General features: G+C 68.2%; 23 protein-coding genes and 1 pseudogene. 13 read left to right on the top strand and 11 right to left on the bottom strand.

Features of this window, described 5'->3' with window-relative positions; genetic code table 11:
- Window positions 1–92 precede the first annotated feature (92 nt).
- Window positions 93–1304, top strand: a complete 1212-nt coding sequence (locus tag DPV74_RS23430) for an SDR family oxidoreductase (RefSeq protein WP_021164053.1) — start codon at window positions 93–95, stop codon at window positions 1302–1304.
- Window positions 1305–1359: 55 nt separating this feature from the next.
- On the opposite strand, the gene hpaR is transcribed toward DPV74_RS23430, so the two are convergent.
- Window positions 1360–1800, bottom strand: a complete 441-nt coding sequence (gene hpaR, locus DPV74_RS23425) for a homoprotocatechuate degradation operon regulator HpaR (protein WP_021164054.1) — start codon at window positions 1798–1800, stop codon at window positions 1360–1362.
- Window positions 1801–1952: 152 nt separating this feature from the next.
- On the opposite strand from hpaR, the gene DPV74_RS23420 reads away from it, so the two are divergent.
- The 7 genes from DPV74_RS23420 to hpaI all read left to right on the top strand — a co-directional run bounded on the left by DPV74_RS23420 (window position 1953) and on the right by hpaI (window position 7919).
- Window positions 1953–2642, top strand: a complete 690-nt coding sequence (locus DPV74_RS23420) for a fumarylacetoacetate hydrolase family protein (protein ID WP_119338033.1) — start codon at window positions 1953–1955, stop codon at window positions 2640–2642.
- Entirely contained in the window at window positions 2639–3403 is a 765-nt protein-coding gene (locus tag DPV74_RS23415) for a fumarylacetoacetate hydrolase family protein (protein WP_059591296.1), read from the top strand. Before DPV74_RS23420 ends, DPV74_RS23415 begins: the two co-directional genes overlap by 4 nt.
- Before the next feature lie 22 nt (window positions 3404–3425).
- Window positions 3426–4889 carry a 5-carboxymethyl-2-hydroxymuconate semialdehyde dehydrogenase gene (gene hpaE / locus DPV74_RS23410; RefSeq protein ID WP_119338032.1) on the top strand — a complete coding sequence of 488 codons (1464 nt, stop codon included), beginning with the start codon at window positions 3426–3428 and terminating at the stop codon, window positions 4887–4889.
- 115 nt (window positions 4890–5004) lie between these two features.
- A complete protein-coding gene (gene hpaD, locus DPV74_RS23405) occupies window positions 5005–5853 on the top strand; it encodes a 3,4-dihydroxyphenylacetate 2,3-dioxygenase (RefSeq protein ID WP_119338031.1) in 849 nt (282 codons plus the stop codon).
- A gap of 30 nt (window positions 5854–5883) precedes the next feature.
- Complete coding sequence (locus DPV74_RS23400; protein ID WP_119338030.1) at window positions 5884–6276, top strand: 5-carboxymethyl-2-hydroxymuconate Delta-isomerase; 393 nt, start codon at window positions 5884–5886, stop codon at window positions 6274–6276.
- Window positions 6277–6296: 20 nt separating this feature from the next.
- A complete protein-coding gene (gene hpaH, locus DPV74_RS23395; RefSeq protein WP_069231044.1) occupies window positions 6297–7100 on the top strand; it encodes a 2-oxo-hept-4-ene-1,7-dioate hydratase in 804 nt (267 codons plus the stop codon).
- A 12-nt stretch (window positions 7101–7112) separates the two neighbouring features.
- Window positions 7113–7919, top strand: coding sequence for a 4-hydroxy-2-oxoheptanedioate aldolase (gene hpaI, locus DPV74_RS23390; protein WP_060085168.1), 807 nt, complete (start codon window positions 7113–7115; stop codon window positions 7917–7919).
- A gap of 111 nt (window positions 7920–8030) precedes the next feature.
- Here the strand turns inward: hpaI and DPV74_RS23385 are convergent, their stop codons facing one another.
- Both DPV74_RS23385 and DPV74_RS23380 read right to left on the bottom strand, forming a co-directional pair.
- A complete protein-coding gene (locus DPV74_RS23385) occupies window positions 8031–9515 on the bottom strand; it encodes a hypothetical protein (RefSeq protein ID WP_119338029.1) in 1485 nt (494 codons plus the stop codon).
- A gap of 168 nt (window positions 9516–9683) precedes the next feature.
- Window positions 9684–10484, bottom strand: a complete 801-nt coding sequence (locus tag DPV74_RS23380; protein ID WP_119338028.1) for a helix-turn-helix domain-containing protein — start codon at window positions 10482–10484, stop codon at window positions 9684–9686.
- A gap of 95 nt (window positions 10485–10579) precedes the next feature.
- On the opposite strand from DPV74_RS23380, the gene DPV74_RS23375 reads away from it, so the two are divergent.
- Together DPV74_RS23375 and DPV74_RS23370 are read left to right on the top strand one after the other, a co-directional pair.
- Window positions 10580–10831, top strand: a complete 252-nt coding sequence (locus DPV74_RS23375) for a hypothetical protein (protein ID WP_060085171.1) — start codon at window positions 10580–10582, stop codon at window positions 10829–10831.
- A 31-nt stretch (window positions 10832–10862) separates the two neighbouring features.
- A complete protein-coding gene (locus tag DPV74_RS23370) occupies window positions 10863–11825 on the top strand; it encodes a zinc-binding alcohol dehydrogenase family protein (RefSeq protein ID WP_119338027.1) in 963 nt (320 codons plus the stop codon).
- A gap of 170 nt (window positions 11826–11995) precedes the next feature.
- Here the strand turns inward: DPV74_RS23370 and DPV74_RS23365 are convergent, their stop codons facing one another.
- From DPV74_RS23365 to DPV74_RS23345, 5 genes are all read right to left on the bottom strand, one after another.
- Window positions 11996–13087, bottom strand: coding sequence for a porin (locus tag DPV74_RS23365; RefSeq protein ID WP_034196044.1), 1092 nt, complete (start codon window positions 13085–13087; stop codon window positions 11996–11998).
- 159 nt (window positions 13088–13246) lie between these two features.
- On the bottom strand, window positions 13247–14314 hold the full coding sequence (locus tag DPV74_RS23360; RefSeq protein WP_060085174.1) for an ABC transporter ATP-binding protein: 1068 nt from the start codon (window positions 14312–14314) through the stop codon (window positions 13247–13249).
- Window positions 14307–16079 carry an iron ABC transporter permease gene (locus DPV74_RS23355; protein WP_119338026.1) on the bottom strand — a complete coding sequence of 591 codons (1773 nt, stop codon included), beginning with the start codon at window positions 16077–16079 and terminating at the stop codon, window positions 14307–14309. Before DPV74_RS23355 ends, DPV74_RS23360 begins: the two co-directional genes overlap by 8 nt.
- A 122-nt stretch (window positions 16080–16201) precedes the next feature.
- Window positions 16202–17302 (bottom strand): ABC transporter substrate-binding protein, encoded by a 1101-nt coding sequence (locus DPV74_RS23350; RefSeq protein WP_027791443.1) that lies wholly within the window; start codon window positions 17300–17302, stop codon window positions 16202–16204.
- Window positions 17303–17520: 218 nt separating this feature from the next.
- Window positions 17521–19008 carry a PLP-dependent aminotransferase family protein gene (locus tag DPV74_RS23345; RefSeq protein WP_119338025.1) on the bottom strand — a complete coding sequence of 496 codons (1488 nt, stop codon included), beginning with the start codon at window positions 19006–19008 and terminating at the stop codon, window positions 17521–17523.
- A gap of 102 nt (window positions 19009–19110) precedes the next feature.
- Here DPV74_RS23345 and DPV74_RS23340 point away from each other — a divergent pair, with 102 nt between their 5' ends.
- The 3 genes from DPV74_RS23340 to DPV74_RS23330 all read left to right on the top strand — a co-directional run bounded on the left by DPV74_RS23340 (window position 19111) and on the right by DPV74_RS23330 (window position 22693).
- Window positions 19111–20352 carry a multidrug effflux MFS transporter gene (locus DPV74_RS23340; protein ID WP_119338024.1) on the top strand — a complete coding sequence of 414 codons (1242 nt, stop codon included), beginning with the start codon at window positions 19111–19113 and terminating at the stop codon, window positions 20350–20352.
- Between the two features lie 162 nt (window positions 20353–20514).
- Window positions 20515–21195, top strand: a complete 681-nt coding sequence (locus DPV74_RS23335) for a response regulator (RefSeq protein WP_027791446.1) — start codon at window positions 20515–20517, stop codon at window positions 21193–21195.
- A 79-nt stretch (window positions 21196–21274) separates the two neighbouring features.
- A complete protein-coding gene (locus DPV74_RS23330; protein ID WP_060315286.1) occupies window positions 21275–22693 on the top strand; it encodes a sensor histidine kinase in 1419 nt (472 codons plus the stop codon).
- Between the two features lie 107 nt (window positions 22694–22800).
- Here the strand turns inward: DPV74_RS23330 and DPV74_RS23325 are convergent, their stop codons facing one another.
- The 3 genes and pseudogenes from DPV74_RS23325 to DPV74_RS23315 all read right to left on the bottom strand — a co-directional run.
- Window positions 22801–23667 (bottom strand): MOSC domain-containing protein, encoded by an 867-nt coding sequence (locus DPV74_RS23325; protein WP_119338023.1) that lies wholly within the window; start codon window positions 23665–23667, stop codon window positions 22801–22803.
- Between the two features lie 88 nt (window positions 23668–23755).
- Complete coding sequence (locus tag DPV74_RS23320; RefSeq protein ID WP_059683342.1) at window positions 23756–24709, bottom strand: ABC transporter substrate-binding protein; 954 nt, start codon at window positions 24707–24709, stop codon at window positions 23756–23758.
- 37 nt (window positions 24710–24746) lie between these two features.
- Window positions 24747–24957 (bottom strand): annotated as a pseudogene (locus tag DPV74_RS23315) (cytochrome c); the annotation flags it as partial.

Below are 24957 nucleotides of genomic sequence, written 5' to 3'. Positions count from 1 at the left end.
CGCGCGTCAGGCCCCGGCCCGGCCGGTGAGCCGTGCGCAGCCCGCAACCGCGGGCGCCGCGCCGCCCGGCCGATTCTTCGAAGGAGACTATCGTGCTGATCTGGAAAACCGCGTTGTCGCTCAACTGGCGGACGAGCCTCGTGTCGCCGGCCAGCGCACCGGTCGCGGCGGCGAACGTCGGGCGGCTGGTGCTGACCGGCGCAACCGGCTTCATCGGCAGTACCGTCCTGACGGCGCTCGTCAATGCGGGGCTGCTCGACCGCATCGTCTGCGTCGTGCGCGCGCAGGATCGCGGCCATGCCGTCGCGCGACTGCGCGAAGCGGCGCTGCGCGCGGGGCTGGCGCCGTACTGGGCGTCGCGCCTGACCGACGCGAACGTGATCGTCGGTGCGCTCGGCGACGTGTGGCAGGGCGCCGACGCACCGCGCCTCGCCGCCGCGACGCACGTGATTCACTGCGCCGGCCATGCGTCGCCGGCCGACGGCGCGCACCTGCGGGCCGACATCGCCGATGCGGTGCGCTTCGCCGAGCGTTTTGCACGGGCGCCGCGCCTGCTGCGCTTCGTCTACGTCGGCACGGCCTACGCGCATGCGGGCCGTGGCGGGATCGTGCAGGAGGAGGCGGCGGGCGACGCGGCGAACGACGTCGCGCGCGACGAAGAAGGCCTGCCGGGCGCGGTGCTCGCCGCGGACTACCTGCATGCGAAGGCGGAGACCGAGCAGCGCCTGCGAGCGCTGGGGCTGCCGCTCGTCGTGGTGCGGCCGTCGCATGTGGTCGGCCACACGGTACTCGGTACGCGGCCCGCGCCGAATTCGTTCTGGATGTTCCGGCTGGCGCATGCCGCACGCCGCTTCACCGCGCGACCGATGACGCGCATCGATATCGTGTCGGTCGACGACGTGGCGCGCGCGACGATGCTGCTGGCCGTCAAGCCGACACTCGCACACGACCTGTATCACGTGTCGGCCGGCGACGAGGCGCCGCAGGTCGCGCAGATCGTGCGCGCGATGGACGAGGCGGCGGGGATGACCGGCGCACCGCGCTACGCGGCGTGTGCGCCGGCCGAATTGCCGCTCGTGGTGCGCGACGTGCTCGGACGAACCGATCCGGCACTCGAGCGCGTGATCGGCCGGGCGTTGCAGCGCTGCGGGGAATTCGCGACGGTCGATCGCGTGTTCGACAACCGTCGCGTGCGCGACGAAATCGATTTCGAGCCGCTGCCGTTCATCGATTACGTCGAGGAATGCATGCGCACGTCGCGCGGCGTGGCCGTGACCGAGCTGATGCGCGGCGCGGTGCACTGACCGCCCGCGCCGCACCAGCCCCCGTTCCCGCGGCTGGCGGGAACGGGGGCCGTCATCACGTGTTGCCGCCGAGCTCGATGAGCCGGTCGAGCGCGCGATAGATGTCTTCGAGGCCGTCCTCGCCGAACCGCGATTCGAGCTGCCGGTACTGCTCGTCGATCCGCGGGCCGATTTCCGTGACCAGTTTCCTGCTTTGCGGCGTCAGGCTCACCAGCAGCCGGCGCTGATCTTCCTGCGCGCGCGTGCGCGTGATCAGGCCGTCGCGCTCCATCCGTTCCAGCACGCCCGTGAGGCTCGGGCTCAGGATGCAGCAGCGCCGCGCGATCTGTCCCGCTTCGAGCGCTTGCGCCGGTTCGCCGTCGAGCACGCGGATGATCCGCCATTGCTGTTCGGTCAGCGCGAATTCCTTGAGAATGGGGCGGAACAGACCCATCAGCGTTTCGCGGGCCTCGAGCAGCAGCATGGCCAGGTTGCGATGGTCGAGCGTACGGTTCATCGGGGTGAGCAGTGGACGGGGACGCATCAATCTTAACAGCCGAAAGGGGTGAATTTCGCGTATCAGGGTAATCGAGGTTGCCAGCGTTCGATTGTTTACTTAAGATGTTAAGTATTAACGATGCGCCGCGACGCGCGGCAGGGGAATGACGCATGGAGCTGTCTTGCATGACCGCCGCGGCGCCGCCGTTGCCGGTCGCCATCGGTACCGTCTACGGTGCGCTGCTCAACGAGCGTGCGGCGCTCGACGCGCTCGGCGACGCCGTGAACGCACCGCCTTATGGCCGCCCGCCGCAGGCGCCGATCCTGTACATCAAGCCCGCCAACACGCTTGCGGCCGACGGCGCGACCGTCGTCGTGCCGGCCGGCGTCGACTCCCTGGAGATCGGCGCGTCGGTGGCCGTCGTGTTCGCCCGGCGCGCGACGCGCGTGCCGGCCGCGCGGGCGCTCGACTACCTTCACGGCTTCACGCTCGCCAGCGACGTGTCGGTACCCCATCCCGACTACTACCGTCCGGCCGTGCGCTTCAAGTGCCGCGACGGGTTCTGCCCGATGGGCCCGGCCATCGTGCCGGCCGCCGCGCTTGGCAATGTCGACACGATCGGCCTGACCGTGCGGATCGATGGCGAGGTGGCCGTGTCCGTCTCGACGGCCACGCTGATCCGCTCCGTGCGCGAACTGATCGCCGACGTGACGGCCTTCATGTCGTTCGACGCGGGCGATGTGTTGCTGCTCGGCGTCGCGGGCGGCGCACCGCGCGCCCGCGCGGGCAGCACGATCGAGATCGCCGCCGCCGGCATCGGCACGTTGAGGCACACGCTGATCGCGGAGGAAACACGATGAAGACGGCACGCGTGATCTACAACGGTGCATTGCATGCGGCCGAACCGGCCGGCGACGGCGCGATCCGTCTCGATACGGGGCGGGTCGTTGCCGAGGACGCGGTTGCGTGGCTGCCGCCCGTCGCGCCGCGCACCACGTTCGCGCTCGGCCTCAACTACGCCGACCATGCGAAGGAGCTCGCGTTCAAGGCGCCGAGCGAACCGCTGATCTTCCTGAAGGGGCCGAACACGTTCATCGGCCACCGGTCGCGCACCGTGCGCCCGGCGGACGCCACCCACATGCATTACGAGTGCGAGCTGGCCGTCGTGATCGGCCGGCCCGCGCGCAACGTGAGCCGCGCGCAGGCGCTCGACTACGTGGCCGGCTACACGGTCGCGAACGACTACGCGATCCGCGACTATCTCGAGAACTACTACCGTCCGAACCTGCGCGTGAAGAACCGCGACACCTGCACGCCGCTCGGGCCGTGGTTCGTCAGCCGCGACGAGATCGGCGATGCGGGCGACCTGACGCTGCGCACGACGGTGAACGGCCGGGAGACGCAGCGCGGCAGCACGCGCGACATGATCTTCGACGTGCCGGCGTTGATCGAGCACATCAGCGGCTTCATGACGCTCTCGCCGGGCGACCTGATCCTGACCGGTACGCCCGAGGGGCTGGCGGACACGAAGCCGGGCGACGAGGTCGTGACCGAGATCGAAGGGATCGGCCGGCTCGTGAACACGATCGTCGGCGAAGCAGACTACTATCGCGCCGGCTGAGCCCGTCGCCCAAGGAGAGAGCATGACCATCAAGCACTGGATCGACGGCCGCGAAGTCGAGAGCCGCGAGACGTTCACGACGCTGAATCCCGCGACGGGGGAAGTCATCACCGACGTCGCATCGGGCGGCGAGGCCGAAGTCGATGCGGCCGTGCGCGCCGCGAAGGAAGCCTTCCCGAAATGGGCGAACACGCCCGCCAAGGAGCGCGCGAAGCTGATGCGCAAGCTCGGCGAGCTGATCGAGAAGAACGTGCCGATGCTCGCGGCGCTGGAGACGCAGGACACCGGCCTGCCGATCGCACAGACGAGCAAGCAGCTGATTCCGCGCGCGTCCGAGAATTTCAACTTCTTCGCGGAAGTGTGCGTGCAGATGAACGGCCGCACCTATCCGGTCGACGACCAGATGCTGAACTACACGCTGTACCAGCCGGTCGGCGTGTGCGCGCTGGTGTCGCCGTGGAACGTGCCGTTCATGACCGCGACGTGGAAGACGGCGCCGTGCCTCGCGCTCGGTAACACGGCCGTGCTGAAGATGTCGGAGCTGTCGCCGCTGACGGCCGACCAGCTCGGCCGCCTCGCGCTCGAAGCCGGCATCCCGCCGGGCGTGCTCAACGTCGTGCAGGGTTACGGCGCGACAGCAGGCGACGCGCTGGTGCGCCATCCGGACGTGCGTGCGGTGTCGTTCACCGGCGGTACGGTGACCGGCAAGCGGATCATGGAGCGTGCGGGCCTGAAGAAGTATTCGATGGAACTCGGCGGCAAGTCGCCGGTGCTGATCTTCGACGACGCCGATTTCGACCGCGCGCTTGACGCGTCGCTGTTCACGATCTTCTCGATCAACGGCGAACGCTGCACGGCCGGCTCGCGGATCTTCGTGCAGCGCACGATCTACGACCGCTTCGTGCAGGAATTCGCGCGCCGCGCGAACAACCTGGTGGTCGGCGATCCGTCCGATCCGGCCACGAACCTCGGCGCGATGATCACGCGCCAGCACTGGGAAAAGGTGACGGGCTATATCCGCATCGGCGAGCAGGAAGGCGCGCGCGTGGTTGCGGGCGGCGCGGACAAGCCGGCCGGGCTGCCCGACCATCTGCGCAACGGCAACTTCGTGCGGCCGACCGTGTTCGCCGACGTCGACAACCGGATGCGCATCGCGCAGGAAGAGATCTTCGGGCCGGTCGCGTGCATCATCCCGTTCGACGACGAAGACGCAGGGCTGCGGCTCGCGAACGATACGGCGTACGGCCTCGCGTCGTACATCTGGACGCAGGACGTCGGCAAGGTGCATCGGCTCGCGCGCGGCATCGAGGCCGGCATGGTGTTCGTGAACAGCCAGAACGTGCGCGACCTGCGCCAGCCGTTCGGCGGCGTGAAGGAATCGGGCACCGGGCGCGAGGGTGGCGAGTACAGTTTCGAGGTGTTCGCGGAGATCAAGAACGTGTGCATCTCGATGGGTTCGCATCACATTCCTCGCTGGGGCGTGTGACCGTTGCGGGTGGTGTCGCCGCAAGAACGAATGATTCCTTGGCCGGCACGCCGGCCAAGCATGGGACCGGAGTAACCGCTAAAGCGCTAACTCCGGTCGACAGGAGACTTGAACGATGGGCAAACTGTCCCTCGCCGCGAAAATCACGCACGTGCCGTCGATGTACCTGTCGGAACTGCCCGGCAAGCACCACGGCTGCCGTGAAGCGGCGATCCGCGGCCACCAGCTGATCGGCGAGCGCTGCCGCGCGCTCGGCGTCGACACGATCGTCGTGTCGGACGTGCACTGGCTCGTCAACGCGGGCTATCACGTGAACTGCAATGCAAGGTTCGCGGGCACCTATACGAGCAACGAGCTGCCGCATTTCATCCGCGACATGCAGTACGCGTATCCGGGCAACCCGGCGCTCGGCCGGCTGATCGCGGAAACGGCCACCGAGCGCGGCGTCGCGACGCGTGCGCACGAGATCGACAGCCTCGAACTCGAATACGGCACGCTCGTGCCGATGCGCTACATGAACGGCGACCAGCACTTCAAGGTCGTGTCGATCGCCGGCTGGTGCATGTGGCATCAACTCGACGAAAGCCGGCGCTTCGGCGAGGCGCTGCTCGAGGCGATCGAGAAGAGCGATTCGAACGTCGCGTTCCTCGCGAGCGGCTCGCTGTCGCACCGCTTCAACGACAACGGCAGCCCCGAGGAATCGATCCACCAGATCAGCCGCGAATTCTTCCGGCAGGTCGACCTGCGCGTGGTCGAGCTGTGGAAGCAGGGCGATTTCAAGACCTTCTGCGCGATGCTGCCCGAATACAACGTGCATTGTCACGGCGAAGGCGGCATGCACGACACGGCGATGCTGCTCGGGCTGCTCGGCTGGGATCGTTACGACCGGCCGGTCGAGATCGTTACCGACTATTTCGCGAGCTCGGGCACCGGGCAGATCAACGCGATCTTCCCGCTCGCCTGAGCGTTGCATTCACCTATCCGGAGCGTTGCCATGCCACACATCGTCGTCGAATACACCGCGAACATCCGCGACGACGCCCGCATTCCCGCGCTGCTGCGCACGATCAACGCGACGCTGATCGCGCAGGGCGGCGTGTTCCCGACCGGCGGCATCCGTTCGCGCGCGATCGAGCTGCACGACTACTGCGTCGCCGACGGCACGGAGGACGACGCGTTCGTCCATGTGACGCTGAAGATCGGCGCGGGCCGCAGCGACGAAACGAAGAAGGCCGCGTGCGACGCGCTATTCGACGCGATCAAGACGCATTTCGCCGAGCTGTACGCGAAACGCTACCTCGCGCTGTCGATGGAGCTGACCGAGTTCAGCGAAAGCGGCTCGTACAAGCACAACAATATCCACGCCCGCTACAAGCGGGCCGGCTGAACCCCATTCCCGATCCGACCATGCTCGAACCCGCCCTCATCGACCAGCTCGCGCACCGTCTGCACGACGCCGAACGCGCGCGCACGCAGATCCGCCAGATCTCGCTCGATCATCCCGACATCACGATCGACGACGCGTATGCGATCCAGCGCGCGTGGGTGACCCTCAAGCTCGCGGAAGGCCGCACGCTGAAGGGGCACAAGATCGGCCTCACGTCGAAGGCGATGCAGAACACGTCGCAGATCGACGAACCCGACTACGGCGCGCTCCTCGACGACATGTTCTTCGAAGACGGCGGCACGATCCCGACCGGCCGCTTCATCGTGCCGCGTGTGGAAGTCGAACTCGCGTTCGTGCTCGGCAAGCGGCTCACCGGGCCGAACTGCACGATCTTCGACGTGTACGACGCGGTCGATTACGTCGTGCCGGCGCTCGAGATCATCGACGCGCGCAGCCAGTCGATCGACCCCGATACGAAACGGCCGCGCAAGGTGTTCGACACGATCGCCGACAACGCGGCGAACGCGGGCGTCGTGATCGGCGGCCGGCCGGTGCGCCCGCAGGACGTCGATTTGCGCTGGGTCGCGGCGATCATGTCGCGCAACGGCGTGGTCGAGGAAACCGGTGTCGCCGCCGGCGTGCTGAACCATCCGGCGAACGGCGTCGCGTGGCTCGCGAATCGGCTGTCGCGTTTCGACGTCGCGCTGGAACCGGGGCAGATCGTGCTCGGCGGGTCGTTTACGCGACCTTGCGCGGCGCGTTCGGGCGATACGTTCAGCGTCGACTACGGCCCGCTCGGGACGATCCAGTGCTACTTCGAGTGAGATGAGCGAACGATGCAGATTCCGTCGAATGTCTTCAAGGCCGCGCTCGCACGCGGCGACGCGCAGGTCGGCCTGTGGCTCGGCCTCGCGAATCCGTATAGCGCCGAAGTGGTCGCGGGCGCCGGTTTCGACTGGCTGCTGATCGACGGCGAGCATGCGCCGAACACGGTGCCGACGATCCTCGCGCAACTGCAGGCGATCGCGCCGTATCCGTCGCATCCGGTCGTGCGCGTGCCGTGGAACGATCCGGTGATCGTCAAGCAGGTGCTCGATCTCGGCGCGCAGACGCTGCTCGTGCCGATGGTGCAGAGTGCGGACGAAGCGCGCGCGGCGGTGGCCGCGACGCGTTACCCGCCGCACGGGATGCGCGGCGTCGGCAGTGCGCTCGCGCGCGCGTCGAGGTGGAATCGCGTCGGCGAGTACCTGCATCGCGCGAACGACGAGATGGCCGTGCTCGTGCAGGTCGAGACGCGCGCGGGGCTCGATGCGATCGATGCGATTGCGCGGGTCGACGGCGTCGATGGCGTGTTCATTGGCCCGGCCGATCTGGCCGCCGATCTCGGGCATCTCGGCCATCCCGGGCATCCCGATGTGCAGGCCGCGATCGACGGCGCGATTCGCGCGATCAAGGCGGCCGGCAAGGCGCCGGGCATTCTCAGCGCCGACGAGCGAGCGGCGAAGCGTTATCTGGAGGCGGGCGCGACGTTCGTGGCGGTCGGCGTCGATGCGACGCTGCTCGCGCGCAGCGCCGAGCGGCTGGCGGCGCGGTTCAAGGGGGAGGCTGGTCAGGCCGAGAAGCGCGGAGGGGGCGTGTACTGAGCGAGCGGGACCGGCGGTCGAGTTCGGCTCAAGCATTGCGTGTATGCGCTGCCGCGCTCCCCGTTGCTGGCGAGGGCGCGGCACGAAGCCGACGAAACGGCCGACGGACGCTCACCAGGAGATGGACGACTTGTCAGTGAACCGAAGGGCTTGAATCGGAGAGAGGAATCGGACCATATAGCGGTGGTTGACAGGAAGCGTGACAGATTTGTCGTCTTCGATCAGGGACAGCGTCCGGCTGGACGGCGTTCCGATTTCCGTCATGAACCCGATCGGCGCGGCACCGTCGTGCTCGAGGATATAAGAATCGCCATTTTCCAGCGTACAAGCAATCCCATCGATCGTCGCCTCGCCCTGCAAGACGGCTCGATCCGGCCAATCGACCATTCCGTGCATCCGGCATCTGCCGGCGCCAAAGACGATGTCCTGCTTGGCCGGACGAAGCAGGGATGCATTGGATAGATACACGTCATTCATGCCTTCCAGCGACCGCGATCCGCGCGATAACGCTGGGCGGCTGAACGGAATGGCAACCACGAACTCGTCGCTGGCGTCCGTAGCAGTCGCGCCGATCAGTTTCGCAAGGTTGATTTGTCGCTCGAGCACGTTGCGACCGGGCACGGGAACCGACGTCTGTGCTTCCGTGGCAGTTTCCCTATCTCGCGAAGTTGTCCAGACGCCGAGTGCGGTCGACAGAAGTGCGAATGCACCGCAAACCGCCAGAAGCTTGCGCGCGCGCCTTTGATCAGAAGACAGGGAAGCGGCAGGAGCCGGGCGCGGGCCTTCGGCCGGCGGGATCGTGAACTGGCCGTTCAAACGGTCGACGATCTTCTGTCGATCCAGCTCGGCTCTAAGCGATGCGCCTAGGTCGACGATGTCGAGCATGTGCATCCAGAACGAATGAGCACGTGCCTTTTCGGCGTCGGGCAGATAGTTTCGAATCATCTGTTCGGCCTTTGATTCGTCGGCCGCGCCCGGATATCCGAGCTTCATTTCGAGCGGGACGAAGCATGACAGCAGGCGATGGACCTCTTCTGCGACATGACCAGATGCTACCAGTGGCGCCACGATTGCCGCGATCGCGTCGTATTGTTTGCGCTTGACCTCGTTGGTAACGATTCGAACGCCACCACTCGTACCATAGGTGTGTGTGAAAGACGACGCGTCCTGATGGGCCGCCTCGCCGCACAGTGCGACGAAGGCAGGCAGCGCCTCGGCGGACGTGAACTGGCCCACGATGACGCCGACGCGGTGCAATCGGCGGTCGAACGTGGAAGACGTCACGGTTGCAAAAGCGGCCTCGATGACTGCTCTGAACTCTACATTGCTCGCCGCGCTACTGATCGTCAGGGTTCGCTTGACCTGCAGGCTCAATCTATAGACATCGGAATTCGGTGCCTGGGCGTCGACGATGACGTCGTCCATTGGCTCGCCGCTAGCTTTGCGTTGTAGCGCCACGCGCTTGACGATTCTGCCTTCGAGAGCTTGGGCGCTTTGTTCACACACCAGAGCGGACGCATAGACGGCCGCAACACGATGTTCGTATGTGAAGCCGTTGCCGCTGGCCGAAACCGGGTTGGTGATGCCTTTGAGCATGTGGAATGTCGCTGCTTGTTCGTGATGAAGGTGTTGTATCGAATGCTTATCCGCATCGCATCGCTGCGCATCGTGGCGGGCGGTACCTCAGGATAGATTCAACGGACGGTGCAACGGAAGAGGGTTCCATGCGATAGGCCGTCGGATCGGGCGGAACGGCGCCACCGCTCAGATGTCCGGCGGCGATGCGGGCCGTTCAGCGGCCGGATACCGCCCCGGCGTCGTCCCCAGCGCACGCCGGAACATGTCGATGAACGCGCTCACGTTGTCGTACCCGAGATCGAGCGCGATCGCCGTCACCGGCACGCCGTCGGCGATGCGCTCCAGCGCCCGCAGCAGCCTGGCCTGCTGACGCCACTGCGCGAACGTCAGCCCCGTCTCGGCGAGGAAGCAGCGACTCATCGTCCGCGCGCCGATGCCGGCCCATTCGGCCCATTCCTCCAGCCGACGGTTGTCCGCGAGATCCGCGGCCAGCGCATCGGTGATCTTCACGAGCCGCGGGTCGCGCGGCCGGACCAGTCCCAGCGCTTCGGCTTCCGATGCCGCAATTTCATCGAGGATCACGTCGGCGATCCGGGCCTGCGCGGCATCCAGTTCCGAGTCGCCCCAGCTTGCGGCGCGCTGCACGGCTTCGCGCAGCAGCGGCGTCGTGCGGATCGCGCGCGGCGTGGCCGGCAGCGCCGCGCAGCGGGCTTCGGCGACGAACGCCGACCAGCCCGAAATCGGCCCGAACGAGCGCAGCGAATGCCGGCAATGCGGCGGAATCCAGATCGCATGGATCGCGGGTACGACCCACTCCTGGTCGTCGAGGCCGATCGTCACGAGCCCGCTCAGCGCGCCGACGAGCTGGCCGCGCGCATGCGAATGCGGTGCGGTGATACGCGGGTCGCGTTGCGACAGGGCGGCGGCGACCACGAACGGGCCGTCGTCGGACGTGACGAAGCGGGCGGGCAGGAGCGGATCGGACATGGCCGGATATCGGTATCGAATGGCCGTTATACCGGAGATCGGCCGGTTTCGCACGTCTACACTGCGTCCATCGATGACAACCGGAGTAAGACGCGATGCGAGCCGAACAGATGCTTCCCGACCATGCCAACCAAGTCGATGCCGGCGGAACGACGATCCGCAAGGGAACCGTCGGCGCGTTTCTGGTCAATGCGCGTGTGTTGACCGATCCGAACGCCGCGCCGGCCGACAGGGCGCGCGCGGAGGCCGACGCGATCGATGCGTTGCCTGCATTGCGCGCGCTCGGCCTGTTCGACGTGCTGGAAGTACGCGATCCCGCGCTGCGCGCGTGGCTCGATGCCCGGTAAAGGCCCACCCTCCAGAATTGAAGGAACCAGCATGAAAGCAGCAGTCGTGACGGGCGTCGGCGAGCGCCCCGTCCATATGGAGTTCGATGCGCCGCACGCGATGCCGGGCCACAGCCTGATCGACGTGACGGCGTCCGCGCTGAGCCGGCTCGCCCAGGGGCGCGCGGCCGGCACGCATTACTCGTCGGACCGACGCTACCCGTTCGTCGTCGGTGTCGACGGCGTGGGGCGTCTCGACGACGGTCGGCGCGTCTACTTCTTCGGGGCCCCCGTGCCGTTCGGTGCGATGGCCGAACGCACGATCGCGCCCGATACGCGGTGCGTGCCGCTGCCGGATACGCTCGACGACGTCACGGCGGCGGCGATCGCGATTCCCGGGATGTCGTCGTGGGCGGCGCTGACCGAACGCGCGCGGCTCGTCGCGGGCGAGACGGTACTCGTCAACGGTGCGACAGGTACGTCGGGGCGGCTGGCAGTGCGGATCGCGAAGCATCTCGGCGCCGCGAAGGTGATCGCGACGGGCCGCAACGCGGCCGCGCTGCAGGCCTTGCTGAATGCCGGCGCGGATGCCGTCGTGTCGTTGCAGCAGGACGACGCGCATCTGGCGCGCGCGTTCGAACCGCATTTCCGCGCGGGCGTGGACGTCGTGCTCGATTATCTGTGGGGCGCCAGCGCGCAGACGCTGCTGGTGGCCGCCGCGAAGGCGACGCCCGAGGGCCGCCGGCTGCGTTTCGTGCAGATCGGCTCGATCGGCGGCGCGGATGTGCTGCTGCCAGGGGCGGTGCTGCGGGCGACCGCGATCGAACTGATGGGCAGCGGCATCGGCAGCGTGTCGCTGCCGCGCTTGCTGGCGTCGGTGCGCGGTGTGTTCGACGCGGCCGGACCGGCGGGGCTGACGATCGACACGCGCACGGTGCCGCTGTCGGCGGTTGGCGAGCACTGGAGCGATACGAGCAGCCTCGTTCGCCTGGTGTTCACGTTGCGGGGCGAATGACCGGCAAAGGCTACGGATGAGGGCGCGGTCGTCGTGTGCGGGAAGCTGGCCGATCGCCCGTTGTCACGCTGATGCGCGCGGCGGATGCGATGCAGGGCGGCACGCGCGCGATGAACCGCACAAGACGGGCGGCGCGATTGGAAGACCGCTCGCCGCCCGTATCGTCAAGCTCAGAACCGCTGCTGAATCCCCGCTGTGACGCCGACCTGCGTGGTGCCGTAGCCCACGAAATCGCGCGACACGCCGACCTTCTGGTCGTGCTTCGCGATCGCGAACGCGCCGGCCGCGTACAGCACGGTGCGCTTCGACAGCGCGTAGTTCGCGCGCAACGACACGAGCGTCGGGTCGGCATCGCTGCCGCCCTTGATGTTCTGGTGATAGACGGCCGCGATCAGCGAGAACGCCGGCGTGAACTGGTACGAGCCGCCGAGCCAGTACGTGTCGCTCAACTGGTTCGCCGCCGTGGTGCGGAACGTGCGCTTGTAGTTGCGATAGCCGGCCATCGTCTTCAGATTGCCGAAGTCGTAGCTCAGGCCCGCGTGGATGCCCTGGATGTAGTTGACGGTATCGGCCGGCGTGACGCTGTCGGCCGCGCCGTTCTGCCGGTCGAACGTGACCACCCCGGCGAACGGGCCTTTCTCGTAGCCGACCGCGAAATCGTATTTGGAGCTGGTCTTCACGCTGCCCGGCACGTTGCCGAAGCCGTACAGCGCGCCGAACTTGAACCCGCTGAATTCGCCGTCGTAGCGCACCGCGTTCGACGAGCGCGTGAACATGCCGTCCTTGCGGCCGCCCGTCGCCGTCGATGCCGAGGCCCACGAGTAGTTCTGCGCGTAACCCATCGGGTCGAACGGCAGCATGTAGTCGTAGGTGACGGTGTAGTTGCGGCCGAGCGTCAGTTCGCCCCATTTGCTTTTCAGGCCGACCGTCGCGCGGCGCGCGAAGATCGAATCGGGGCCGTCGTCGAGCGCGCCGTTCGCGAGGTCGATCCCGCTTTCGAGGCGGAACACGGCCTTCAGCCCGCCGCCGAGATCCTCGACGCCGCGCAGGCCCCAGCGCGACGTGTTCTTGTTGCCCGACTTCAGCTTGACCGCGCTGCCGCCCTCCGGCGCCGCGTGGTTCGTGTATTCGATGCCGGCATCCATGATCCCGTACATCGTGACCGACGACTGCGCGTGCGCGGCGGGCGCGGCGATGCAGGCCGCGGCGGCCGATCCCGTGAGGACTACTGTGCGAATCGAACGTTCTGCGCGTGACTTCATTGACGGTGTCTCCTTGGTTCTTGTGGGTTGGGGTGAAACGGATGCGGCGCGCAGCAGCGCACGACAGACGCCGGAATGCGTCTGCCGGAACGCATGTCATCACATGACGAGATGTGCGCGGTGTGCGTGCGCGGCGGCGAGCGTGCCGCCGCGCGCGGGTCAGCCCGCTTTCGCGAACGCCCAGCAGTCGTTGGTCGGGAATTCGATCCAGTGCTTGCCCGCTGTGCGCGGCACGTGGCCGAATGCGCGAAGGCGCATCTCGCCGCAATGGAACAGGTATTCCCAGCGATCGCCGAGATACATCGACGTGACGAGGTCGGCCTGCAGCCGGTTCGCGCCCGGGCCGTCGGCGACCTGCACGCGTTCGAGGCGGATCACGGCCTGCGCGTCCTGGCCCGGTGCGAACGTGTCGCGGGCGAGGGCCTGCAGCTCCCAGCCGTCGCCGGCGAGCGTCACGCGTTCGCCGTCGACGGCCGCGACGCGCGCGTCGATCCGGTTGTTGCTTCCCATGAACTCGGCCGTGTATAGCGAGCGCGGCGCGCCGTACAGCTCGGCCGGCGTGCCTTCCTGTTCGATGCGGCCGTTGCGCAGCAGCAGGATGCGGTCGGACATCGCCATCGCCTCGGTCTGGTCGTGCGTCACGCACAGGGCCGACAGCCCGAGCGACACGATCAGCTCGCGCAGCCACGCGCGCGCTTCCTCGCGCAGCTTCGCGTCGAGGTTCGACAGCGGCTCGTCGAGCAGGATCACCGGCGGGTTGTAGACGAGCGCGCGCGCGATCGCGACGCGCTGCTGCTGGCCGCCCGACAGCTGATGCGGGAAGCGTTCCGCGAGATGGCCGAGGCCGAGCTGGTCGAGCGCGGTCTGCACGCGGCGCTTCTGTTCGGCCGGCGCGACGCGGCGCAGCTTCAGCCCGTAGCCGACGTTGTCGGCGACGGTGCGGTGCGGCCACAGCGCGTACGACTGGAACACGAGGCCGAGCGAGCGCTGTTCGACGGGCAGGTCGACGCGTTGCGCGCCGTCGAAGAACACGCGCTCGTCGAGCTGGATACGGCCGTCGGACGGCTGTTCGAGGCCGGCCACCGCGCGCAGCAGCGTGGTCTTGCCGCTGCCCGACGCGCCGAGCAGGCACACGACTTCGCCGGCCTTCAGTTCGAACGACACGCCCTTGAGGATCGGATTGGCGCCGTAGCTGAGATGCAGGTCGTCGACGATGAGCTTATCCATGAAGTTTCACTCCGAAGCGCAGGGCCACGCCGAGACCGGCGCCGACCATCGCGATGTTGATGACAGAAAGCGCGGCGACCTGGTCGACGGCGCCGGTCGCCCACAGCGACACGAGCAGCGCGCCGATCACTTCGGTGCCGGGCGACAGCAGGTAGACGGCCGTCGAGTATTCGCGCTCGAAGATCATGAAGATCAGCAGCCACGCGGCGAGCAGGCCGAAGCGCACGAGCGGCAGCGTCACGTCGAGCGACACGCGGCTGCGGGTCGCGCCGACGCTGCGGCCGGCTTCCTCGAGTTCCGGGCCGACCTGCAGCAGCGCGCTCTGGATGAGCCGCATCCCGTATGCGAGCCAGACGACCGTGTACGCGATCCAGATGCTCCACATCGAGTTCTTCAGCTCGCGCAGGCCGGGCACGAACAGGAAGATCCACAGGAACGCGAGACCGGCGAGCAGGCCGGGCACCGCGCGCGGCAGCAGCACGAGGTAGTCGAGCAGCTTGGTCGCCCAGTCGGGGCGGCGGTGGCCGGCGAACGCGACGAGCGAGTAGAAGCCGATCGCGAGCGCGCCGCCGATCACGCCGATGCCGAGCGTGTTGACGATCGCGCGCACGAGGTTGTCCTGCTCGAACAGCTCGATGAAGTTCGACAGCGTCAGTACCTCGGCGAGCGCGACGCCTTCGCCCCAGTTGGTCACGAACGCGCGCAGCACGATGCCCGAGATCGGGACGATCACGGTCAGCATCAGCCACAGCACGACGATCGCGAGCGCAACCCAGCGCCACACGCCGAGCGGCAGCACCGTCGTACGGCCGGCCTTGCCCTTCACGGTGACGAAGCGGTTCGCCGTCTTCAGCAGCCGGCGCTGCAGCAGCACGAGCGGGAACGTGATCGCGACGATACACACCGCGACCGCGGCCATCAGGTGATACGACGGCACGCCGAGCTTGTTGGTGAGCTTGTACAGGTAGGTCGCGAGCACGAGGTGGCCTTCCGGATCGCCGAGCACGAGCGGCAGCCCGAACACCTCGAAGCCGAGGAAGAACACGAGCACGCCGGCGAACAGCAGCGCGGGCATCGTCATCGGCAGGCTCACGTCGAGCGCGACGCGGAACGGGCGGGCGCCCGTGACGCGCGCGGCTTCCTCGACGTCCGAGCCGAGGTTGCGCAGCGCGGCCGACGAATACAGGTACACGTGCGGCACGTGCGTGAGGCCGACGATCACCGTGATCGCGAAGATCGAATACACGTTCCAGGGCACGTGCTGCACCCCGAACAGCTCCTTGAACCACACCGAATAGAAGCCGACCGGGCCGGCCGCGACCACGTAGCCGAACGCGAGCACCATCGGCGACACGAACACGGGCGTGAGCAGCAGCGGTTCGAGCCAGCGGCGGCCGGGCAGGTCGGTGCGCACCATCAGGAACGCGAGGATGCCGCCGAGCGGGATCGAGATGAACAGCATCCCGCCGGCGATGATGAACGAGTTCTTCACGGCCGACCAGAAGTCGGGATCGCTGAAGACGAAGCGGAAGCCCTCGATGCCGAGCGTCTTGTTCGCATCGAAGAACGGCGCGGACAGCAGGCTCTGGAACAGGATGAAGCCGAGCGGCAGTGCGACGGCGATGGTGAGTACCGCGACGACGATCCAGCGCAGCATGCCGGCGAGCGGCTGCAGGCTGTTGACCGGCAGCGCGGGAATGGCGTCGCGCGGGCCGGCGGCGGGTGGCGCGGCCGGTGCCGTGCCGCGGGTGCTGGTTGAAAGCATGAGTTCGCCCCTGCGGCCATCCGGATGGCCGCCTCAAGGAAGTCGGTAAGGGGAAGGGGCCGCCCGCGCGACGTGCGGCGGGCGGCCATGGGTCAGCCGGAGCCGATCAGCGGATCAGCGGATCAGCTCTTGATCGCCTGCTGCCATTGCTTCAGGAACGCGAGCCGCTTCGACTGGTCCAGGTAGACGAGCAGGCCGGTGCCGATCTGGATCGGCTTCAGCGAATCGCCGAGTTCCTTCGTGAGGCTCGCGGCCGACGTCTCGCCGGTCACGTCCGTGCGGATCGCGTACAGGTTCGCCTGGTTCGCGATCATGGTCTGGCCGCGCTTCGACAGCAGGTAGTCCACCCACAGCCTGGCGGCGTTCGGGTTCTTCGCCTTCTTCGAGATGGTGGCGAGGCGGCTCACGATCTGCGTGTAGTCCTTCGGGAATACGTAGCCGATCGACTTGTCCTTCTTCGCCTTCGCGTACGCATACGAACCGATGATGTTGTAGCCGATCAGGTTCTCGCCCGACGAGATGCGCTCCATCATCGCGCCGGTGCTCGATTGCAGCTTCGGGCCGGTCTTGCCGATGGCCTTCACGAGTTCCCACGTGACCTTCTCGTTCAGGTGCGCGTCCTGCGTCAGCGCATTGAAGCCGACGCCGGATTTCTCGACGTCGTACGTTGTGAGCTTGCCCTTGAACTTGTCCGGTTGCGACGCGAGCAGCTTGATCAGGTCGGTGCGCGTTTTCGGCACTTCGTTTTCGGGGATCAGGCGCTTGTTGTAGACGATCGCGAGCGGCTCGAACGTCGTGCCGTACGCCTGCTTCTGGTATTGCGCCCATTGCGGCACGTTCGGGCCTTCCGGCGAATCGTACGACGCCATCAGGCCGTCGTTGACGAGCTTGACCTGCAGGTCCATCGCCGAGCTCCACAGCACGTCGGCGCTCGTGCTGCTCGCAGCGTTCTCGCTGATGTAGCGGTTGTACAGCTCGGTGCTGTTCATGTCGTTGTACTCGACCTTCACGCCGTACAGGCTTTCGAAGTCCTTGATCAGCGGGCGCACGAGGCCCGTGTCGGTCGTCGAGTAGACGATCAGCTTGCCTTCCTTCTTCGCGGCGTCGATCACGCCCTGGTAACTCCCCGGATACCCGGCCGGAACCTGCGCGGCGGCGCTGCCGGCGGCAGTGCCCAGAACGACCGCCAGCGCGGCGGCGAGGTGCTTCGGTGCAAACGGCATGTCTTCCTCCAGTTACGTCTAGGTGTTGTTCGAGTGACGCGGATGTTAATTGCGGCGCACTTTCAGCCCGCTTTCATTTCAGTTCACAATCGCGTCGTTCGTGTCATGGATTTCCCGAGGTCGATGCGGCGGCGGCCCACCGTTTCGCGGCGCGCGGCACGATCCGGCAACGGAGGGAAGCGGGTTGCCGCGGGGCGGGGCAACGACGGCGGGGGCGCTTAGACGGGGTGCGCGAGCAGCTTCGCGAGCAGCCGGCCGCCATGCCGCGCGTGCGCGGCCGTCAGTGCCGAATACCCGACGACGACGCCTGCTTCGCGCCGCGCGCTTCGACAGAATCCGCGGACCGGCTGCAACTCGACGCCCGCCGCCCGGGCTTGCGCGACATACGTTGCGTCGTCCATCCCGGGCGGCAGCCACAGCACGAAATGAAAGCCCGCGTGTTCGCCGGACACCGCGTACCGTCCGCCGGCGTGTTTCGCCAACTGATCGAGCACGATGTCGCGCCGCTGGCGGTAGGCGTGACGCGCCGCGCGCAGGTGCTTCGCAAAATCGCCGTGCGCGATGAAGCGGGCCAGCGCCAGCTGGGGCGCCACGCCGACCGAGCGCGCGGTCGCGTGCCACACGGCCGACAGCGCCGGCCGCAGTGCCGCCGGCACGACCATGAAGCCGATGCGCAGCCCCGAGAACAGCGTCTTGTTGAACGAGCCGCAGTAGATCACGCGATCGCACGCGTCGAGCGATTTCAGCGCGGGCAGTGGGGCGGTCTGGTAGCTGAATTCGCCGTCGTAGTCGTCTTCGACGATCCACGCGCGGTTGCGTTGCGCCCAGTCGAGCAGTTCGAGCCGGCGCGACACCGACATCGTGACGCCGAGCGGCGCCTGGTGGGCGGGCGTCACATAGGCCGCGCGCGCATCGGGATGCCGGTCCAGCGACGCGGTATCGATGCCTTTCCGATCGACCGGCACGTCGATCACGGTCGCGCCCGCGATCGTGAAGATCTGCCAGGCCGACGCGTAGCCGGGGTCCTCCATCAGCACCGTCGAGCCGGGCGTGAGCAGCGTGCGCGCGACGAGATCGATCGAATGCCGGATGCCGGTCGTGATGAAGATGTCGCCGGCGCTGCACGGGATGCCGCGATATTCGCGCAGGTAGGCGGCGATTTCGTCGCGCAGGCTTTCGACGCCTTGTGCCGGCGTCGCCCCGAGGTCGTTCGCCGTCGCGGCAAGCAGGCTGGCCCCGAGCGCCTTCTTCCATTGCTGCATCGGCAGCAGGCCGGGATCGGCAAGCCGCGCGACGAACGGGACGCCCGGACGCACGCCTTGTTCCGGCTCGGCGGCGTCGGTCGTGTGCGCCGGCGCGGGGCGCGCGTCGGCAGGGGGCGCGCAGTTGCCGCGCGACTGCGCGGCCGCGCGCAGGTAGCTGTCCGGTACCACCGCGCATACCCGCGACCCCGACCCTTGCGCGCGGGCGATGTAGCCCTCCGAGCACAGCCGGTCGTATGCCGCTTCGACCGTCCCCCGGGCGACGCCCCAGCGCGCCGCGAGGGTGCGGCTGGACGGCAGCGGGCTGTCGCCGGGGAGCAGGCGCTTCAGGATCGCGTCGCGCAGCGCGTCGGCGATGCACTCCTGCTTCGACTGCGGATTGCCCGTGGACAGCCCCGCAGGGCACGGCAGATCGAGCGGAATCGCGGCTTTGCCTCGCGCCATAGTGGTCCAGTCAATGTCGAATTTAATGGCCCTTCAGCTTATATCACTTTGACCTTAGATTTCAGCCGACCACATCGATCCGACCGGAGGCGGGCTCACCGCATGAAAACGCGTTCATTACCCCAGTGGGGCTGGCTGTTCCTGTTGATGCTCGTCGTGTGCCTGCCGCGCGTCACGATCGATGCGTACCTGCCGTCGCTGCCGGCGATGGCGGACACGCTGCACGGCACCGACGCCCAGTTGCAGCTCACGCTGACCCTCTACATGGTCGGTTATGCGCTGTCGATGCTGGTGTCGGGGCCGTTGTCCGACCGTTACGGCCGTCGCCCCGTCCTGATCGGCGGCCTGTGCCTCTACGTGGTCGCGAGCGTCGCCTGCGCGTGCTCGACCAGCATCGCGGCGATCGTCGCCGCACGCATCTTCCAGGCATTGGGCGGCTGCTGCGGCACGGTGGTCGGGCGGGTGATCGTGCGCGAGCGCTTCCCGGCCGCGATGCAGGCGACGATGCTGGGCCGGATCTCGGCCGGCATGGCGCTGTCGCCCGTGATTGCGCCGCTGGCCGGCAGCGCGCTGGCCGAGTGGCTCGGATGGCGCGGCGTGTTCGGATCGCTGGCGGCGGGCGGGGTGGTCGCGGCGGCGATGGTGCTGCGCTACCTGCCGGAGACCCGCGAACGCGACGCGCGGCCGGCGCCGGGCGCGGGGCTCGTGCGGACCTACGCGGGCCTGCTGCGCGAGCGCCGTTTCCTGCGCTACTCGCTCGCGATCAGTTTCGCGTACTGCACGTACTACCCGTTCATCGCGGAATCGTCGACGCTGTTCCAGCGGCAGCGAGGCGTATCCGGCCCGGTGTATGCCGCGATCTTCGGCCTGACCGTGCTCGGCTACCTGATCGGCTCGCACGTGTTCGCGCGGACCGGCACGCGCTGGAAGGCCGATTCGGTCATCGCGGCGGCGGCGGGCGTCAATCTGGCCGGCACCGCCGCGTTGTGGATCGGCGGAGCGGTCGCGCCGACGGCGGTGGCGGCGCTCGTCGTCCCGATGTTCGTCGTGATGATCGCCGTCGGGATCGCGATCCCGGCCTGCCAGTTCGCGGTGATGCAGCCGTACACGACGATCGCCGGGACGGCGTCCGGGCTGTTCTTCTTTATCCAGATGGCGATCACGGCCGCGTGCGGCGGCGTGCTGGCGTGGCTGTCGGACGGCACCGCGCGCCCGATGATCGTCGTCACGGCCGGGGCGAGCGTCGCGTTCCTGGCGGTGGTGGTCGGCCTGCGCGAGCGGCGGCGCGCAGGTGAAGGTTCGCGCTTCGCGCCGCGCAGCCGTGCCGCCGCCGCCGAGCGCTGAGCGCTGAGCGCTGAGCGCTGAGCGTTCGGCGACGGTCGGCGACGGTCGGCGCTCCCGCCGACGCGCGAGCGCGCCGGCGGCGCAACCGGTGTTTCCGCGAGGCGTCGCGACGGAAAGGATCATGTAATGTAGCGGCCTGTCGCTGACCTTCCCGGAATCCCCATGCGTGTGCTGCTCGTCGAAGACAACCCGAACCTCGCCCAGTCGCTGAACGACGCGCTGAGCGCGGCGCGCTTCGCTGTCGATCACATGGCGGACGGCGAGGCGGCCGACCACGTGCTGCGCACGCAGGACTACGCGCTGGTGATCCTCGATCTCGGGCTGCCGAAGCTCGACGGGCTGGAAGTGCTGCGGCGGCTGCGCGCGCGGCGCAATCCGGTGCCGGTGCTGATCCTGACCGCGCACGGGTCGGTCGAGGATCGCGTGAAGGGGCTCGATCTCGGCGCCGACGACTATCTCGCGAAGCCGTTCGAGCTGACCGAACTGGAGGCGCGCGCCCGCGCGCTGATCCGCCGCAGCCTCGGCCACGAGCATTCGCGGGTCGAATGCGGGCCGCTTTCGTACGACAGTATCGACCGCAGCTTCCATCTCGCGGGCGAGCCGCTGTCGCTCACGCCGCGCGAGCGTTCGGTGCTCGAGGTGCTGATCCTGCGCAACGGCCGTGCGATCAACAAGGAAACGCTGTCGGAGAAGATTTTCGGGCTCGACGAGTCGGTCAACGCCGACGCGATCGAGATCTACGTGTACCGGCTGCGCAAGAAGCTCGAGAACACGGGTGTCGCGATCGTCACGCTGCGCGGGCTCGGTTATCTGCTGGAGGCGAGGGCGGAGGCGGCGGAATGAGCCCCCCGCCCATCCGCGGCGGTGCGCTGCGCTCCGACGCGGCACATGGCGTCGTTGCGGCGGCCCGGCGGAACGCATGATGCCCCGCCCGAACCTGCGCACGCAGGTCGCGCTGTGGCTGCTGCTGCCGCTGCTCGGCCTGCTCGCGCTCGACTCGTGGCTCACGTACCAGCGCGCGATGAACGCCGCGCACGTCGCGTTCGACCGCACGCTGTCGTCGTCGCTGAAGTCGATCCGCGAAGGCGTGCGGCTCAATGACGGCGAGATCGAGGTCGACCTGCCGTATCTCGCGCTCGAAATGCTCGAATCGAGCGACGGCGGCAAGATCTACTACCTGATCCGCGAGGACAACGGCCACACGGTCACCGGCTACCCGGACCTGCCGCTGCCGCACGGGCGCGACGCGGGCGACGGTGCGCTGTTCGTCACGCGCTACTACGACGTCGTCTATCGCGGCGAACAGCTGCGGATGGCCGCGCTGCGCATCCCGGTGCACGACGTGCCGACCGCGCAGTCGCGCATCGTGTGGGTGATGGTCGGCGAGACGATCGAGGCGCGCCAGGCGCTCGCGCGCGAGATCCTGGTGGGGTCGCTGCTGCAGGAAGGGCTGCTGGTCGTGCTGGCGCTCGGCATCGTGTGGCTCGGCGTCGGGCGCGGGCTGCGGCCGCTGAACCGGCTGTCGGCGACGGTCGCCGCGCGCAGCGAGGACGACACGACGCCGCTCGATACCGGCGCGATGCCGAGCGAACTTGCGCCGCTCGTCGAGTCGATCAACCAGTACATCGGCCGTACTCAGCGGATGCAGGTCGCGCGGCGCCGCTTCTTCGCGGACGCGGCCCATCAGCTGAAGACGCCGCTCGCGGCCGTGCAGGCGGGCGTCGAGCTCGCGCTGCGGCCCGACGAGCAGCCGCGCGCGAACGGGCACCTGCGGCGCGCGAACGGCGCGGTGCGGCAGGCCGCGAAGATCGTCCAGCAACTGCTGTCGCTGTCGCGGCTCGATTCGGACAGCGGCCACGCTGTTGCCCACCAGCCGGTCGCGCTGCACCGGCTCGCGCGCAGCGTGACGCTCGACTGGTCGCCGGTCGCACGCGCGCGCGACATCGATCTCGGCTTCGAGCACGAGGCCGACATCGACGTGCACGGGCAGCCCGACCTGCTCGGCGAGATGATCGGCAACCTGATCGACAACGCGATCCGTTATGCGGGCGATCGCGCGGTGATTACGGTACGCGTGTCGCGCGACGGGGAGCACGCGCGGCTCGACGTGATCGACAACGGGCCGGGCGTGCCGGCGGACGAGCGCGACGCGGTGTTCGAGCGCTTCCATCGCGGCAGCAAGACGCAGACGGTCGAAGGGACGGGGCTCGGGCTGTCGATTGTGCGGGAGATCGCGCGCGTGCATCAGGGCACGGTGACGCTTGCCGATGCGGCCGGCGGGGGGCTGGTCGTGACGATCCGGTTGCCGGCGGCGAACGACGCGGGGGCGCATGCCGCGTGATGGCGAGTCGTGAGTCGAGATGAGGGCAGTGGGAAGCAGGAAGCCGCTCGGGCCGCTTCCGGGCTACGAAGACGATGTGATCGGATGCGCGGTGCCGTGTACGCGCGTCAATCGCCGAACCCGATCTCCGCTTCCAGTGACTGGCCGACCTCGAGCCACCCGCCCGCGCCTTCGACGACGATCGCGTTGATGCCGAACGTCAGCTCGCCGCCGAAGTTCGGATTCGCGCGATAGGTCTGCATCGTGTCGGTCGGCTCGTGCGGCCACGCGGGATCGGGCGCGCCGGTGACCTGGTCGATCGTCGGCATCGGGCAGCGCGTGCACGGCTTCACGAGCCGCAGCCGCACGGGCGACGCACCTTCCGTGTCGAGATGTTCGACGAAATCCTCTTCGTACGCGTCGAGATCCGACACCACGATGTTCGGCCGGAAGCGGTTCATCGGAATCGCCGGTGCGCCCTTGGCGGTGAGCCGCGCGTTCAGGTCGTCGAGCGACGACTGGCCGATCACGAGCAGCGGGTAGCCGTCCGCGAACTGCGTGTGCGTATCGATCTCGCCGGTCCATTTGCGGTTGCAGCCGCGGCGTGCGTCGGGCGCGAAGCGCGCGAGCTTCGCGGGCGTGCCGAGGAATTCGGTGAGCCAGGCGGCCGTTTCGGCGCCCGTGTCGATCGCATCGACGGTGTCGCGCCACACGGTCGCGGCCATTTTCGGCGTGGCGGGCGAGACGTCGCCGTCGAGCGGCGTGCGGATCTCGCGCATGCCCGGCGCGCTCAGCACGAGCGCATCGTTGTTCAGTGCGGTGCGGATCAGCGCGAGGCGCGGGTGCGTGCGCTGCGTGATCATCTGTCCGGCGGGGTCGGTGATCAGCCAGTGGCGGTCGTACGCCAGGCCCGTTTCGAGCAGCTGCGCGCGCGACAGCGCGATGCCGGCGCAGGATTTGATCGGATAGACGAAGAGTTCGGCGATGGCTGGCATGACGCTGGCTGAAGGCGGATGGCGAGACTGCGATTGTGCCAGATCGCGCCGCAGCCGTTCGGACGGCTGCGCTGCGTCGTGCGGCCGGTCATGCGAGCGGGAAGCCGGGGTCGAACGTGGTACGCACGTCGAGCGGCTGGCGCAGCAGTCCCGCCTTCAGGTAGAAGTCGGCCGTGCGCTGCTGTTCGGCGATGACCGTCGCGTCGATCGGCAACCAGCGCGTGTTGCGGCGCTCGAACTGCAGCTTCGCGGCTGCCGGCGGAATGCCGATGATGCGCGCGAGTGCCGCCGAATACGCGTCGGCATGCCGGTACGACCACGCCTGCGCGCGCACGACGCGCCGCAGGAAATCGTGCAGCACGTCGCGCTTCGACGCGATCGCCGCGTCGGTCGCCGCGATGTAGCTGAGGCCCGACCACAGCCCGCGGCCGCTGACGAGCACGCGCGCGCGCCCGCTCGTTTCCGCGAGTGCGGTATAGGGCTCCCAGGTCGCCCACGCATCGATCGAACCGGTTGCGAGCGCAAGCATCGTATCGGCCGGCGGCAGGAAGCGGAACGAGACGGCGTCGGGAGGCAGGCCGGCCGCGTCGAGCGCCTTCAGCGTGACGAAATGCCCGATCGAGCCGCGCGTGGTGCCGATGCGCTTGCCTTTGAGGTCGGCCGGCCCTTTCAGCGCGGCATCGGGCCGCACGAGCACCGCCGTGCCGTACGGGTCGGAGCGGTTCGCGCCGATCACCTTGATGCGTGCGCCCGACGCGAGCGCGAAGATCACCGGCGCATCGCCGATCGGCCCGCAGTCGACGGCGGCCGCGTTCAGCGCTTCGGCGAGCGGCGCGGCGGCCGGGAACTCGGTCCACGCGATGTCGTACGGCAGGCCGTTCAGTTCGCCGGCTGCTTCGAGCAGCGCGCGCAGCCCGCCTTTCTGGTCGCCGGCGCGCAGCAGCGGCCGCGTGCCCGATTGCGCGCGCACGGCGGCCGGGGCCGCGGCGATCGTGGCGAGGGCGCTTGCTTGCGCGAGGAAGTGGCGTCGGGTCGGATTCATCGTGAAGTTCGGTCGGAAGAGAAAGTCAGGGATTCGATCAATGCGGGAGCCCGGCCTGTACGTCGCGCACGGGTTCCGTGTCGACGCGCAGCAGCAGCGCGGTCAGTGCGTCGCCGTTCGCGGCCGGTACTGCCGGCCGTGCCGTGGCGTCCGAGCGGCACAGCAGGTCGGCGTCCGACCAGCCCGCGCTGCCCGGCAACGCACGCGCCCGCAGCCAGCCGCGGCGATCGGCGAGGAGCTGCGTGCCG

The organism is Burkholderia sp. HAN2018, from assembly GCF_024704855.1.
GTDB classification, from domain to species: Bacteria; Pseudomonadota; Gammaproteobacteria; order Burkholderiales; family Burkholderiaceae; genus Burkholderia; species Burkholderia cepacia.
Note: the sequence above shows the minus strand (reverse complement) of the source record. Positions and strands in the feature narration are given on the sequence as shown.